Origin of the sequence: Streptosporangium vulgare (assembly GCF_042428775.1) — a bacterium.
Taxonomy (GTDB): domain Bacteria; phylum Actinomycetota; class Actinomycetes; order Streptosporangiales; family Streptosporangiaceae; genus Streptosporangium; species Streptosporangium vulgare.
In genome coordinates, this window is sequence record NZ_JBHMBS010000009.1 from 252,874 (window position 1) to 265,750 (window position 12,877).

Genomic DNA, 12,877 nt, shown 5'->3' on the forward strand with positions numbered 1-12,877 from the left:
GTGGCGCGGCGGTCAGCCGCAGCCGTCCGCCTTGTCGTTCTCCGGGTTCGCGCCGGGGGCCTCGTCGGCCACGGTGACCGAGAGCTGGGCGGTCGAGGCGACCAGACTGCCCTTGGGGGACTTGGCGGCCTTCTCGTCGACCACGATCCCGCGCTCGCCGAGCAGTTCGTACGTCTTCGCGTCGAAGATCAGATCCTGCCTGACGCCGTCGACGCCGACCCTGCCGACGCCGATCCCCACGCGTCCCGCCGCGTCCTCGGCCCGCTTGGTGACGTCGACCCCGGGGATGGTGCCCACCGCCTTGAACAGCGCCGCCCGCTGCGCCGGGGGCATGTAGGTCTCCCTGAGCATGTCGCCCGCCGCGGTGAAGGCCGCCTCGTCCCTGGAGTTGCCGCCCCGGTCGCCGGTGTAGAGGTGGGCGCGCATCCCGTCGGCGTCGGTGGGGAGCCTGCTGAGCGCCGCATGGTCGGTGCGCGCGTACTCGGGGGTCTTCCCGCAGCTCACCAGCGGGAGCGTCTCGACGCCGGTCTGCTCGTAGGCCCTCTCGGGGATCGGCCAGCCGGGGTAGGCCCTGGGCTCCAGGTACTCGATCCGCAGCGAGCCGTTCCTCGTCCCGTCGGCGGACAGCCAGATGACCCGCTTGGTCCGGTAGAGGTAGCGGGTCTCCCCTTCGGTCTCACCCGTCTCCGCGTTCGTCCCCGTGCCGCCGAAGGAGCCGTACATCGTCTCCGACTCGACCTTGACGAACTGGTCGTCGCGCGGCGCCAGGTCCGTCCTCGCGGCCGCCCGCGCCGCCTTGTCGAGCACCTCGCTCGCCGAGACGGCGGCGATCTCGGGCATCGTCACCACGACCTCCTGTACCGCTCCCCGCGAGCCGTCCCGGGCACCCGCCAGGGTGATCGCGGTCGCCCCCACCGCCACCGCGAGCGCCCCGGCCAGTGCCATCGCGTACGGCCCGCGCCACCGCGGGGTCCACCCCCGGGCCCTCGGCGCGGCCGCCGCGGCCAGCCCCCGCCGGGCCGCCTGCCTCGCCTGCTCGTCGTACGCGGGAGCCTCGGGCCGGATCGCGGCCACCAGCCGGATCTCGTCATCGTTCATCTGTGCGACTCCAGGGAGCGGCGGATCTTGGTCCGGGTACGGGAAAGGCGGGACCTGACGGTCCCGATCGGGATGCCGAGCGCCTGCGCGGCCTCCTCGTAGGACAGGTCGGCCCAGGCGACCAGCAGGAGCAGGTCCCGCTCCGCGGAGCCGAGCCCGGCCAGCGCGGCGGCGAGGGCGGGCCTGAGCCGGTCGGCGGTGACGCGCTCGGCGCTGCGGTCCTCGAACTCGGCCGCGCGCTCGGGAGCCTGCCGGGCGAGCGCCTTCAACCTGCGGGTCTCCGACCTGCGGTGACCCGAGATCAGGTTGGAGGCGATCCCGTACAGCCAGGGTCTGGCGTCGGCGCGGCCGAGGTCGTACCGGGCCCGCTTGCGGAAGGCCACAAGGAACGTCTCGGCGGTCACGTCGTCGGCCGTGGTCACGTCGTCCAGCCGCCGCGCCACGTACCGGTGGATCTCGTCGGCGTGGCGGTCGAAGAGCCCGGCGAACCTGTCGGGGGCCGTCAGGGACTCGCCGATCAGCGTCGCGTCGGTCGCGTCACCGGTGGGCGAGGGTGGCGGGAGGGCCCCGGTCCGTTGGGGGAGACCCAGTGTCACCACCCGCTTCGTCCAGTCGTTGTCACGGTGCATCCTTACCGGAGCGCGTTCGCGCTCTCACCCCCTACTCCGCCGCTCACCTGTATCGAGTTCCATGGATGGATATGTCTCCCTTGGGCGTCGAGTCGCCGGAGGCTTCACCACCCGTGATCGACCGCCACTAGGCTCCGCCTTCACGAAACGGGTGCGAAAGGGAGAGATGATGAGCGCTCAGAAGGCCGGGGGCGGCAGGCGGTTACTGCTGAAGGGGTTCCTCCTCGCGGTCGCCCTGCTGGTGGTCTCCGGGTTCGCCCTCAGCGCGTGCTCGCGGGTGAGCACCCAGCCCGACGAGGTGGTCCTGCACTACGCGGGCGGTGTCCTGGAGGCCATCAAGTTCGAGAAGTGCATCAACCCCTCCAGCGGCGCCACGCTCCTCGGCCCCGGCGACAACGGGTACTCCTACCCGTTCGGCCAGCGGACCTTCGACTTCTCCGGGGCGGACGACGCCGAGTCCAAGCCGCTGTCGGTCGTCTCGAAGGACAACGTGGAGATGACCGTGTCCGGGGTGGCGACGTTCACGCTGAACACCGACTGCAAGACGCTCCAGCAGTTCCACGAGAAGATCGGGCTGAAGTTCCGCGCCTACTACGAGGAGGGCGAGTCGTCCGACGGCTGGCGGCGGATGCTCAACATCTACATGCGGGTGCCGCTGGACCGCGCGCTGGACGCCGCCTCGCAGGAGTTCGAGTGGCGGGGGCTGTTCAACGACCCGAAGGTGAAGCAGGCGTGGGAGGCCCGGGTCGGCCAGCTCGCCAGGGAGTTCATCAAGGCGACGGCCGGGGGCGACTACTTCTGCAACCAGAACTACGGGGGCAGCGGGCAGTGCGGTGACATCTCCCTCACCATCCAGAAGCCCGAGCCACCGGAGGCCCTGGTCGCCGCGCTCGCCTCGGAGCAGGCGGCCAAGGCGGAGAACGTCGCGCAGACCCAGCGCAACGCCAAGGTCCGCACCGAGATCGAATCGATCAAGGACCTGGTCAGGGTCCTCGGCCCGCAGGGCGCCGTGCTCTGGCAGGCCATCCAGAAGGGGCAGGTCAGCGTGGTCCCGGTGCCGCAGGGCAGCAACCTCAACATCACCCCTCCGGGCCGCTGACCTCCGCGCCCGGAACCTCCGCCCGGCGGCCGTCGCGGGAGGGCGTGCCGGTTCCCGGAACCCCCGCCGGGCGGCCGCCGGGTGATCCCGCGGTCGCCTCACGCCGTGCCCGTCGGAGCGCTCGTCGAAGCGTCTGCCGGGGCGGGTGACCGGCTCACGACGTGTGGTCCGCCCTGGCGGGCATGACCGGGCCCAGCTCGGCGCCGAAGTCGTGCGCGATCCTGCGCATGCCCTCGGCGAGGTCCCGCCGGTCGAGCGCGGTGATGCGCTCGGCCGGTCCCGACACCGACAGCGCGGCGATCGTCCGCGCCCCGTCCCGTACACCCACCGCCAGGCAGTGCACGCCCAGCTCCTCCTCGCCCAGGTCCATCGCGTACCCGTGCTCTCGCACCCGCTCCAGCTCGGCGAGCATCCCGGGCAGGTCGGTGATCGTGTTGGCGGTCCTGCGCGGCATGCCGGTCCGCTCGACCAGTGAGGCCACCTCGGTGTCCGCCCGGTCGGCCATCAGGACCTTCCCCACGGCCGTGCTGTGCGGCAGCACCCGCCTGCCGACCTCGGCGAACATCCGCAGCCGCCTCGGCGAGGGCACCTGGGCGACGTAGACCACGAAGTCACCCTCCAGCACCGCCAGGTTGGCCGTCTCTCCCGACAGCTCGACCAGCCTCGTCAGGTACGGCTGCGCCCACACGCCGACCATGCGCTCGGCCACCCCGCCGAGCCGCACCAGCGCGCCGCCCAGGGCGTAGCGGCGGTCGGACTCCTGGCGTACGTAGCCCCGCGCGAGCAGCGTGCGCAGCAGCCGGTGGATCGTCCCGTACGGCAGCCCGGTCCTGGCCGCGATCTCCGAGAGCCCGGCCTCGCCGCCCTGTTCGGCGAGCGCCTCCAGCACGTCCAGCGCCCGGTCGACCGACTGCACCGCGCTCATGCGCCCCCCTCGATCCCGTACCGGCCGGGCACGTGATCCCCGCTCACGGCACCCTCGCCAGGCCGCGCAGGGAGGCGTCGAGGACCTGGGCGGTGTGCGCCACCGGGACGGGCTCGTCGCCCCGGCGGCGGATCGCCGCGGCGATCTGCATGGTGCAGCCGGGGTTGGCCGAGACCAGCAGGTCGGCGCCGGTGGCGAGCACCCGCTCCGCCTTGCGGTCGCCGAGTTCCTTCGCGGTCTCCGGCTGGAACAGGTTGTAGGTCCCCGCCGAGCCGCAGCAGATCGCCGACTCGGCGATCTCCCGCACCTCCAGGCCGGGCACGCCGTCCAGGAGCTCGCGGGGCTCCGACCGTATCCCCTGGGCGTGGGCCAGGTGGCAGGCGTCGTGGTAGGCCACGGTGAGCGGCAGCGGGTGCCGCTCGGCCGCCGGGCCGAGCGCGACGAGATACTCCGCCAGGTCGACGGTCCTGATCGCCCGCGCCCTGTCGGCCCAGTCGCCGCCCTCGCCCTCCAGGATCTCCGCGTAGTCCTTCATCGTCGACCCGCAGCCGGCGGCGTTGACCACGATCGTGTCGACGCCCGCCCGCTCGAAGGTGGCGATCGTCCGCTTCGCGAACCGCAGGGCCTGCCTCTCCTGGCCGGAGTGCAGCGACAGCGCCCCACAGCACCCCTGCGACGGCGGGATCACCACGTCGCAGCCCTCCATCGCGAGCACCCTGGCCGTGGCCTCGTTGACCTGCGGGAAGAACTCCCCCTGCACGCAGCCGGTGAGCATCCCGACCGTGGCCCTGCGCGGCCCCCGCGCCGCGACCCTGCCCGGCAGCCGCAGCCTGGCGGTGGCGGGGGGAGCGAGGTCGGCCATCGCCGCCAGGGACGGGTTGATCCGCTCCAGCCTCGGCGCGACCGCCCGGCGCAGCCCGGCGCTGAGCCGCAGCGGCAGCCGCATCGCCCGCAGCCGCCGGGGATAGGGGAACAGCTGGAAGACCAGCGCCCGCAGCGCCCTGTCGTCCGGCTCCCGCTCGTGCACCCGCTCCACCTCGGCCCGGGTCTGCTCGATCAGCCGGTCGTACCTCACCCCGGACGGGCAGGCGGTCACGCACGCCATGCACCCCAGGCACGCGTCGAAGTGCCCGGCCATCTCCGGTGTCAGCGGGGTGCCCTCGACGTGCTGTTTCATCAGGTGGATCCGGCCGCGCGGGGAGTCCATCTCCTCGCCCCACAGGACGTACGTCGGGCACGAGGGCAGGCAGAACCCGCAGTGCACGCAGTCGTTGATCAGCTCAGGGTCCACGTCAGATCCCTCCCGCGAACCGGCCGGGGGACATCCTCCGGCCGGGGTCGAACCGTTCCTTGACCCGCCGCATCAGCGGCAGTGCCCCCGAGGGGCCCCAGCGGTCGACCCCGCCGGCGAGGGCGGGGGGCGCGGTGAGCACCGTCAGCCCGCCGCCGAGCCGCCGCAGCTCGTCGCGCACGCCCGTCACGAACCCGGCGAACTCCGCCGCGCCGACGTCCTGCGGCAGCGCGACCAGCAGGACAGCGGAGGCGACCGACCCGCGCACGCGCGCGGGCAGCCCGCGGGCGGCGACCGCGCGCAGCGCCGGGTACGCGGCGGCGGGCGGGACCCGCAGCTCCAGCAGCACCTCCTCGCCGGGCGGCGCCGCCCACCAGCCGGGCGCCTCGGCGGTGATCCGCGCGCTCCCGTACTCGTCCATCGTCTTGCGTACGGCCTCGGCCCGCGCGCCGGCCGCCACTCCCTCGACGAGCGCGGACACGGTGGGCCCGCCGGTGAGGTCGGGCCAGTCCAGCTCGACGGCGCTCGGCTCGGCCTGCGAGGCCGCGAGCTCGGCGACCAGCACGGCCGGCGCGTCCGGCGCGTCCTTCGCCTCGGGGCCTGGCAGGTCCACGGTGACCCAGCGGCGGTCGGCGGGGATCGGGTGGAGGCGGAAGGTGGCCTCGGTGATGACGCCGAGCGTGCCGTACGAGCCGGTGAAGAGCTTGCCCAGGTCGTAGCCCGCGACGTTCTTGACGACGTTGCCGCCCGAGGTGGCGACCGTGCCGTCGGCGAGCACGACCGTGATGCCGATCAGCAGGTCGCGGGCGGTGCCGTAGCGGAACCTGCGGGGTCCGGCGACCGCGGTGGCGAGCGTGCCGCCGACCGTGCCGGCGCCCAGGGGGGTGTCCAGGGCGAGCTCCTGCCGCGACCGCGCGAGCGTGGCGTTGAGGACGTCGAGGGGGAGCCCCGCGCAGACCCGTGCCACGAGGTCCCCGGAGGAGTGCTCGACCCCCGAACCGTCCCCGAGGAGGAGGCAGCAGGTGTCGATCAGCAGGTCGCACCGTTCGGGGGGACTGCCCCAGTCGAGCTTGGTGCCGTCTCCCACCGGGACCACGGCCAGGTCGTGCGCGGCCGAGACGCGCATCAGCGCGGCGACCTCCCCGGTGTTCTCCGGCAGGGCCACCCAGCGCGGCGGGACCCCGCCCACCGCGTCGTCGGCGGTCGCCTCCCTGATCGTCACACCCGTCTCGCGCAGTGCCTTCAAAGGTGCCGTCAAAGCCGCCTCCAGCGGTGCTCCCATCAGAACTGCTCCGCCTGTCCCGACTCGACCAGCGGGTGCACGCCCTTGCGGACCCCGGGGACCTCGCCGCACAGCCGGGGGGTCGGGAAGATCTTGCCCGGGTTCGACAGGCCGCGAGGGTCGAAGGCGCAGCGCACCAGCTGCATGGTGTTGAGATCGTCGTCCGAGAACATTTTCGGCATATATCGGGACTTGTCCACGCCGACACCGTGCTCGCCGGTGATGGAGCCGCCGTGCTCGATGCACAGGTCGAGGATCCTCCCCGAGACGATCTCCGCCCGCTCGCCCGCGCCCGGCTCCGCGTCGTCGAACAGCACCAGCGGATGCAGGTTGCCGTCACCGGCGTGGAAGACGTTCGCCACCCTGATGCCGTACTCGCGGGAGAGGGCGTCGATGCTCGCCAGCACCCCGGGCAGCGCGGTCCGGGGGACGACGCCGTCCTGGACGATGTAGGCGGGGCTGATCCGGCCCACCGCGGCGAACGCCGACTTGCGGCCCCGCCAGATCGCGGCCCGCTCCGCCGGGTCGTCGGCGACCCGTATCTCGAACGCGCCGCTCTCCCGGCAGAGCCGCGTCACCTCGCCGAACTGGTGCGCCACCTCCTCGGCGGGACCGTCCAGCTCCACGATGAGCACCGCCCCGGCGCCCTCGGGGTAGGCGCACGCCACCGCCGCCTCGGCCGCCTCGACGGCGAGGGCGTCCATCATCTCGATCGCGGCGGGCACGATGCCGCCGCCGATGATCGCCGACACCGCCTGCCCGCCCCGCTCGATGTCCTCGAACGCCGCGAGCAGCGTCGTGACGGACTCGGGCAGCCTGCTCAGCCGTACGACGACCTTGGTCGCGATGCCGAGGGTGCCCTCCGAGCCGACGAACGCGCCCAGCAGGTCGTAGCCGGGATCGGTGTCGGAGAGCTCGACGATGTCGCCGTCGGGGGTGACGATCTCCAGGCCGACCACGTGGTTGACGGTGAAGCCGTACTTCAGGCAGTGCGCGCCGCCGGAGTTCTCCGCCACGTTGCCGCCGATCGTGCAGACCTGCTGGCTGGAGGGGTCGGGGGCGTAGTAGTAGCCCAGGTCGCGGACGGCCTCGGTGATCGCCAGGTTGGTCACCCCCGGCTCCACGGTCGCCCGCCGGTTCGGCACGTCGACGGAGAGGATCCGCCGCATCTTCGAGGTCACCACCAGCACCCCGTCGGTCCTCGGCAGGGCCCCGCCGGACAGGCCCGTCCCGGCGCCCCTGGCCACGAACGGCAGGCCGTACTCGTTGCAGACCCGCACCACGGCCGCGACCTGCTCGGCGCTCGAGGGCAGCACCACGACGCCGGGGGTGGCCCGGTGGTGGGTCAGCCCGTCGCACTCGTAGGTGCGCAGCCGTACGGGATCGGTGATGACCGACCCGGGGCCGAGGAGTTCCTCGAACCTGCGGGCCGGCTCGTCCAGAGTCTTCGTCGACATCGTTCCTCCTCCGGCGTACCCGGTGTGCCCGGCGGTCCGGCGCCGCCGGTGCCCGCCGGCCTCCATCGGCCGACCGAGGACGTCGTCTTCGTCATCCCCGTCATCCTGGTCATCGTCGTCTCGAATTCTCGCTCAGCGCGGCGGCGCCGGCGTTCCTGCCGTGCCTGGGGCCGTCGTCCACGAGACCGGCGAAGCGGGGCTCGCCGGCCGCCCGCTGCGAGGCCCGGCAGTCGGGGGAGGACGGCGTGCGGACGGGGCCCGGCGGGGAGTGGCGGATGCGCAGGTGGAGCCGGCCCTTGATCATCGTGATCAGGACGCCTCTGGCCCAGCCCTCGTCCGCGGTCTTGCGCGCGTAGAACTCCCTGGTCGCCCTGTTGTCCAGCATATCCAGCAGGACGATGTGGTGACCCCAGGGAATCGGCCGCACCGTCTGCGGGATGGAGTCGGGCCAGGCCGCCGCGAAGGCCCGCATGTAGAGGAGGTTGGTCCGCGAGTAGCCCGTCGCCTCGGGGAACGCGCCGCGCAGGTCGGCCGAGAGCCGGGGCACCACCTTCCTGCCCCACTCCTCGTCCGGCTGCCGGTCGAGGATGTGGCGGCCGATCCGCCAGTACTGCCGGATCAGCTCGGTGTCGGTGGTGAGCAGCGCCACCCGCCCCCTGCTGCCGATGATCTCGCGCTTGACGGCGTCGAGCAGCGCTGCGTACTCGCTCTGATCGGTTCCTTCGCCGTTCCTGTCATGGCTCATGCACGCAAAGTATCCATTCGGCCCGGCGCCCGCATCCGCCCTCGGTGACCCCCCGGAGTGAGGAATCCCCGCCAGGGGATGAGGATTCCTCACCGTCGGAATGGTCATGTCACGGCATACGCGCATACGCCGGGAGAGTAAGGAACTCCGCGAAGTCGTCGTCCAGGGCGACCTCCTTGAACAGGGCGGTGGCCTGACCGTAGAGGGCCTCGTCGTAGCCGGGCTCCGCCTTGATCTTGGCGAGCTCCTCGTCGATGATCTTCTCGACCAGCTCCCTGGTCACCACGGCGCCGGTGTCGGCGAGCTCGATGCCGTTGTGGATCCACTGCCAGATCTGGGAACGGGAGATCTCGGCGGTCGCCGCGTCCTCCATCAGGTTGTGGATCGCCACCGCGCCCAGCCCGCCCATCCAGGCGGCCAGGTAGCGCAGTGCCACGTCCACGTTGTTGCGCAGTCCCGCCTCGGTGATGTCGCCGGGGGTCTTGGAGACCGCGAGCAGGTCGGCGGCGGAGACGGAGACGTCCTCGCGCAGGCGGTGAAGCTGGTTGGGACGGTCCTCCAGGACGGCGTCGAAGACGTCGCGGCAGATCGGCACGAGGTCGGGGTGGGCCACCCACGAGCCGTCGAAACCGTCGCCGGACTCGCGGGTCTTGTCGGCGGTGACCTTCTCCAGGGCGACCTTGTTGACCTCGGGGTCGCGGCGGGAGGGGATGAACGCGGCCATCCCGCCGATCGCGTGGGCCCCGCGCCGGTGGCAGGTGCTGACCAGCAGCTCGGTGTAGGCGCGCATGAACGGGGCGGTCATCGTCACGGCGTTGCGCTCGGGCAGCAGGAACTCGCGGCCGCGGGTGCGGAACTTCTTGATCACGCTGAAGAGGTAGTCCCAGCGGCCCGCGTTGAGGCCCGCGGAGTGGTCGCGGAGCTCGTAGAGGATCTCCTCCATCTCGAACGCGGCCGGGTAGGTCTCGATGAGCACCGTCGCCCGGATCGTCCCCCGAGGGATCTCGAGCAGCTCCTGGGCCCTGACGAAGACGTCGTTCCAGAGGCGGGCCTCCAGGTGCGACTCGATCTTCGGCAGGTAGAAGTACGGGCCCTTGCCCTTGGCCATCTGCCGCCGCGCCGAGTGGAAGAAGTAGAGGCCGAAGTCGACGAGGGAGGCCGAGAACGGCCTGCCGTCGAGGGTGAGGTGCTTCTCGTCCAGGTGCCAGCCGCGGGGACGGACCACGATGGTGGCCAGCTCGCTGTCCGGCTTGAGGGCGTAGCTCTTCTCCCCGACGGAGAAGTCGAGGTTGCGGTCGAGCGCGTCACGCAGGTTGAGCTGCCCGCTGATGGTGTTCTCCCAAGTGGGGGCGTTGGCGTCCTCGAAGTCCGCCAGCCAGACCTTGGCGCCCGAGTTCAGCGCGTTGATCGTCATCTTCCGGTCGACGGGACCGGTGATCTCCACCCGGCGGTCCACCAGTCCGGGCGCGGGCGGGGCGACGTGCCACTCGGACTCGCGCACGTGCCTGGTCTCGGGCAGGAAGTCGAGGGTGCCGCCCGCCGACAGCTCGGCCTGGCGGGCCTGGCGGGCCTCCAGCAGCTCCAGGCGCCGGCCGTCGAACTCACGCTGGAGGGTGGCCACGAAGGCCAGGGCCTCCGGCGTGAGGATCTCGTCGAAGCGGTCCTGGATGGGGCCGCCGATCTCCACACCGTCCATGGGTCCTCTTTCCGTAAAGCTTTCCGCATGGTGGAAAAGTAATTCTGAATTGTGGAATCGACGCTACTTGAGGGACGGTCACGGGTCAAAGGCAGGGTCCTCCTCAGGGGTCGCTCGGGGAGTTCCCCGATGATCTGGGAGGCGGACTCGGACAGAGTGAGGTCAGCGCCCTCGGCAGAGGGGGAGAACGGACCGGTCGCACATGGGAAGCGAGGGCTTCCCGGGAAAACGAGGATTGAGCGCATGAGGAAGAACATGCTCGTCGCCGGGGCGGTCGTGGGGTCGGTGTTCCTGCTCTCGGGCTGCGACCTCGGCCTCGACTTCCGCGAGCGGCAGCAGGAGGTCGTCTCCTACGACGTCACCGCCAAGCTGACGGCCCTGGACGTCGCCACCGGTTCCGGCGACATCGTGGTCACCGAGTCTGACCGGCCCGCCGTCCACGTGACCGAGACCATCCACTGGCGCGGCGACAAGCCCACCCCCAAACACCCGGTGGACGGCGGCACGCTCACCCTGCGCGACGACTGCCGGGGCAACTGCTCGGTCGACTACAAGGTCGAGATCCCGAAGGGCCTCAAGACCAAGGTCGACACCGGCTCGGGCACCATCACGATGCGCGGGCTGAGCGGGGAGGTGAACGCCGTGAGCGGCTCGGGCGAGATCGAGGCCGGCGGCCTCACCGCCAAGCGGTTCACCGCCGAGACCGGCTCGGGCGACATCGAGGCGAGGTTCTCCGCCGCGCCCGAGGGGGTGGAGATCGAGACCGGGAGCGGCGACGTCGTCGCGTACGTCCCGCAGGGAGGGTACGACGTCATCGCCGAGACCGGCTCCGGCGACGAGGCCGTGGAGGTGACCAAGGACCCCTCCTCGCCCCGCAAGGTCACGCTGAGGACCGGTTCGGGTGACGCCCGGGTCCTGCTGCCCTGACGTCGTGCCCCACGCGGATCGCGGGGTCGCGTGGGTCGCGTGGACCGCACGGGTCGTATGGGTCGTATGGGTCGTGCGGGCCGATGTCGCCCGGCCCCGGGTGACGCCAGGTCCCGCCCGGCGCCCCGATCAGGGCGTGTCCGCGTCCCGTGGGGACGAAGTGGTGATAACCAGGTGATGACGTAGGCGTTCCCGTGGCACCATCGGGGGGAAGAGACCCGGGGTGTTCGGGCGTTCACTCATATGAGAAGAACATGTGAGCACCAACCATCTGAATGGAGCGACGACATAGACACTCGTGAGCCGCTGGACATCGACCGATTCGACGACCTGCTCGACAACGGCGAGATGGATCTGGCCGAGCGCCAGGCACTCCGCCGGGTGGCGGGCCTCTCCACGGAGCTGGAAGACGTCACCGAGGTCGAATACCGCCAGCTGCGGCTTGAGCGGGTCGTCCTGGTCGGCGTCTGGACCTCCGGAACGGCGACCGACGCCGAGAACTCCCTCCTGGAGCTGAAGCTCCTCGCCGAGACCGCGGGTTCGGAAGTGCTGGAGGGGCTGATCCAGCGCCGGCAGAAGCCCGACACCGCGACCTACATCGGTTCGGGCAAGGCACAGGAGCTCGCCGACATCGTCTCCGCCACCGGTGCCGACACCGTGGTGTGCGACGGAGAGCTGAGCCCCGGCCAGCTCCGCCAGCTCGAGGAGATCGTCAAGGTCAAGGTCATCGACCGGACCATGCTGATCCTCGACATCTTCGCCCAGCACGCCAAGAGCCGCGAGGGCAAGGCGCAGGTCGAGCTCGCGCAGCTCAACTACCTGCTGCCGCGCCTGCGAGGCTGGGGTGGCAACCTGTCCCGCCAGGTCGGCGGTCGCGCCGCGGGCGGCGTCGGCATGGGCGGCCGTGGTCCCGGTGAGACCAAGATCGAGCTGGACCGCCGCCGGATCCGCGAGCGGATGGCCAAGCTGCGCCGCCAGATCGGCGGGATGACCACCGCCCGCGAGACCAAGCGCTCGCGGCGCACGCAGCGCGAGGTCCCCGCCGTGGCCATCGCCGGATACACCAACGCGGGCAAGTCCTCGCTGCTGAACCGGCTGACCGGCGCGGGAGTGCTGGTCGAGGACTCCCTGTTCGCCACGCTCGACCCGACGGTCCGCAGGGCGCACACGCCCGACGGCCGCCTGTTCACGCTGGCCGACACCGTCGGGTTCGTCCGGCACCTGCCGCACCAGCTCGTCGAGGCGTTCCGCTCCACGCTGGAGGAGGTCGCCGACGCCGACCTGATCCTGCACGTGGTCGACGGCTCGCACCCCGACCCCGAGTCGCAGCTCGCGGCGGTGCGCGAGGTGATCGGCGACATCGAGGGCGCCCGCGACATCCCCGAGATCGTGGTCATCAACAAGGCCGACGCCGCCGACCCGGTGGTGCTGGCCCAGCTGACCGCGAAGGAGAACCACACCGTCGTGGTCTCGGCCCGCACCGGCGCCGGGCTCGACGAGCTGAGGGCCGTGATCGAGCGCGAGCTGCCCCGCTTCGACCAGGAGGTCAGGCTTCTCGTGCCGTACGAGCGCGGCGACCTGATCTCCCGGGCGCACAAGGAGGGCGAGGTCCTCGGCGTCGAGCACACCGGCGACGGCACGGTCCTGCACGCCAGGGTCCTGCCCGGCCTCTTTGCGGAGCTGGAGCGGACCGCGAAGCCGGTCGAGACCGCCGTCTGACCCGCGCCC

General features: G+C 71.8%; 11 protein-coding genes. 3 read left to right on the top strand and 8 right to left on the bottom strand.

Annotated features, from left to right (window positions below; translation table 11 throughout):
* Window positions 1-12 precede the first annotated feature (12 nt).
* Together ACFFRH_RS20875 and ACFFRH_RS20880 are read right to left on the bottom strand one after the other, a co-directional pair.
* Window positions 13-1,098, bottom strand: a complete 1,086-nt coding sequence (locus ACFFRH_RS20875; RefSeq protein WP_344748006.1) for a CU044_5270 family protein — start codon at window positions 1,096-1,098, stop codon at window positions 13-15.
* Complete coding sequence (locus ACFFRH_RS20880) at window positions 1,095-1,694, bottom strand: RNA polymerase sigma factor (RefSeq protein WP_344748007.1); 600 nt, start codon at window positions 1,692-1,694, stop codon at window positions 1,095-1,097. The genes ACFFRH_RS20875 and ACFFRH_RS20880 overlap by 4 nt, the downstream gene beginning before the upstream one ends.
* 202 nt (window positions 1,695-1,896) lie before the next feature.
* Here ACFFRH_RS20880 and ACFFRH_RS20885 point away from each other — a divergent pair, with 202 nt between their 5' ends.
* Window positions 1,897-2,826: an SPFH domain-containing protein gene (locus ACFFRH_RS20885; protein WP_386158795.1), complete on the top strand. Its 930-nt coding sequence runs from the start codon at window positions 1,897-1,899 to the stop codon at window positions 2,824-2,826.
* Between the two features lie 154 nt (window positions 2,827-2,980).
* On the opposite strand, the gene ACFFRH_RS20890 is transcribed toward ACFFRH_RS20885, so the two are convergent.
* The 6 genes from ACFFRH_RS20890 to aceB all read right to left on the bottom strand — a co-directional run bounded on the left by ACFFRH_RS20890 (window position 2,981) and on the right by aceB (window position 10,222).
* On the bottom strand, window positions 2,981-3,751 hold the full coding sequence (locus tag ACFFRH_RS20890; protein ID WP_386158798.1) for an IclR family transcriptional regulator: 771 nt from the start codon (window positions 3,749-3,751) through the stop codon (window positions 2,981-2,983).
* Window positions 3,752-3,794: 43 nt separating this feature from the next.
* The gene (locus tag ACFFRH_RS20895) at window positions 3,795-5,042 is read right to left on the bottom strand and encodes a (Fe-S)-binding protein (protein ID WP_344748010.1); all 1,248 of its coding nucleotides are present in this window, start codon (window positions 5,040-5,042) and stop codon (window positions 3,795-3,797) included.
* 1 nt (window position 5,043) lies between these two features.
* Complete coding sequence (locus ACFFRH_RS20900) at window positions 5,044-6,300, bottom strand: FAD-binding oxidoreductase (protein ID WP_386158802.1); 1,257 nt, start codon at window positions 6,298-6,300, stop codon at window positions 5,044-5,046.
* Window positions 6,301-6,323: 23 nt separating this feature from the next.
* Window positions 6,324-7,781: an FAD-binding oxidoreductase gene (locus tag ACFFRH_RS20905; protein WP_386158805.1), complete on the bottom strand. Its 1,458-nt coding sequence runs from the start codon at window positions 7,779-7,781 to the stop codon at window positions 6,324-6,326.
* Window positions 7,782-7,890: 109 nt separating this feature from the next.
* Window positions 7,891-8,526 (bottom strand): DUF1016 N-terminal domain-containing protein, encoded by a 636-nt coding sequence (locus tag ACFFRH_RS20910; RefSeq protein WP_386158808.1) that lies wholly within the window; start codon window positions 8,524-8,526, stop codon window positions 7,891-7,893.
* A gap of 109 nt (window positions 8,527-8,635) precedes the next feature.
* Window positions 8,636-10,222 (bottom strand): malate synthase A, encoded by a 1,587-nt coding sequence (gene aceB, locus ACFFRH_RS20915; protein ID WP_386158811.1) that lies wholly within the window; start codon window positions 10,220-10,222, stop codon window positions 8,636-8,638.
* A 243-nt stretch (window positions 10,223-10,465) separates the two neighbouring features.
* Between aceB and ACFFRH_RS20920 the strand changes: the two genes are divergently transcribed.
* A complete protein-coding gene (locus tag ACFFRH_RS20920) occupies window positions 10,466-11,149 on the top strand; it encodes a DUF4097 family beta strand repeat-containing protein (protein WP_386158814.1) in 684 nt (227 codons plus the stop codon).
* Window positions 11,150-11,497: 348 nt separating this feature from the next.
* Window positions 11,498-12,868, top strand: a complete 1,371-nt coding sequence (hflX, locus tag ACFFRH_RS20925; protein ID WP_386158968.1) for a GTPase HflX — start codon at window positions 11,498-11,500, stop codon at window positions 12,866-12,868.
* Window positions 12,869-12,877: the final 9 nt, after the last annotated feature.

What these genes read in the sequence shown, in the direction of transcription:
- ACFFRH_RS20875 (WP_344748006.1), bottom strand. Translation starts at nt 1,098, where the DNA reads ATGAACGATGACGAGATCCGGCTGGTGGCCGCGATCCGGCCCGAGGCT.
- ACFFRH_RS20885 (WP_386158795.1), top strand. Translation starts at nt 1,897, where the DNA reads ATGAGCGCTCAGAAGGCCGGGGGCGGCAGGCGGTTACTGCTGAAGGGG.
- ACFFRH_RS20890 (WP_386158798.1), bottom strand. Translation starts at nt 3,751, where the DNA reads ATGAGCGCGGTGCAGTCGGTCGACCGGGCGCTGGACGTGCTGGAGGCG.
- ACFFRH_RS20905 (WP_386158805.1), bottom strand. Translation starts at nt 7,781, where the DNA reads ATGTCGACGAAGACTCTGGACGAGCCGGCCCGCAGGTTCGAGGAACTC.
- ACFFRH_RS20910 (WP_386158808.1), bottom strand. Translation starts at nt 8,526, where the DNA reads ATGAGCCATGACAGGAACGGCGAAGGAACCGATCAGAGCGAGTACGCA.
- aceB (WP_386158811.1), bottom strand. Translation starts at nt 10,222, where the DNA reads ATGGACGGTGTGGAGATCGGCGGCCCCATCCAGGACCGCTTCGACGAG.
- ACFFRH_RS20920 (WP_386158814.1), top strand. Translation starts at nt 10,466, where the DNA reads ATGAGGAAGAACATGCTCGTCGCCGGGGCGGTCGTGGGGTCGGTGTTC.
- hflX (WP_386158968.1), top strand. Translation starts at nt 11,498, where the DNA reads ATGGATCTGGCCGAGCGCCAGGCACTCCGCCGGGTGGCGGGCCTCTCC.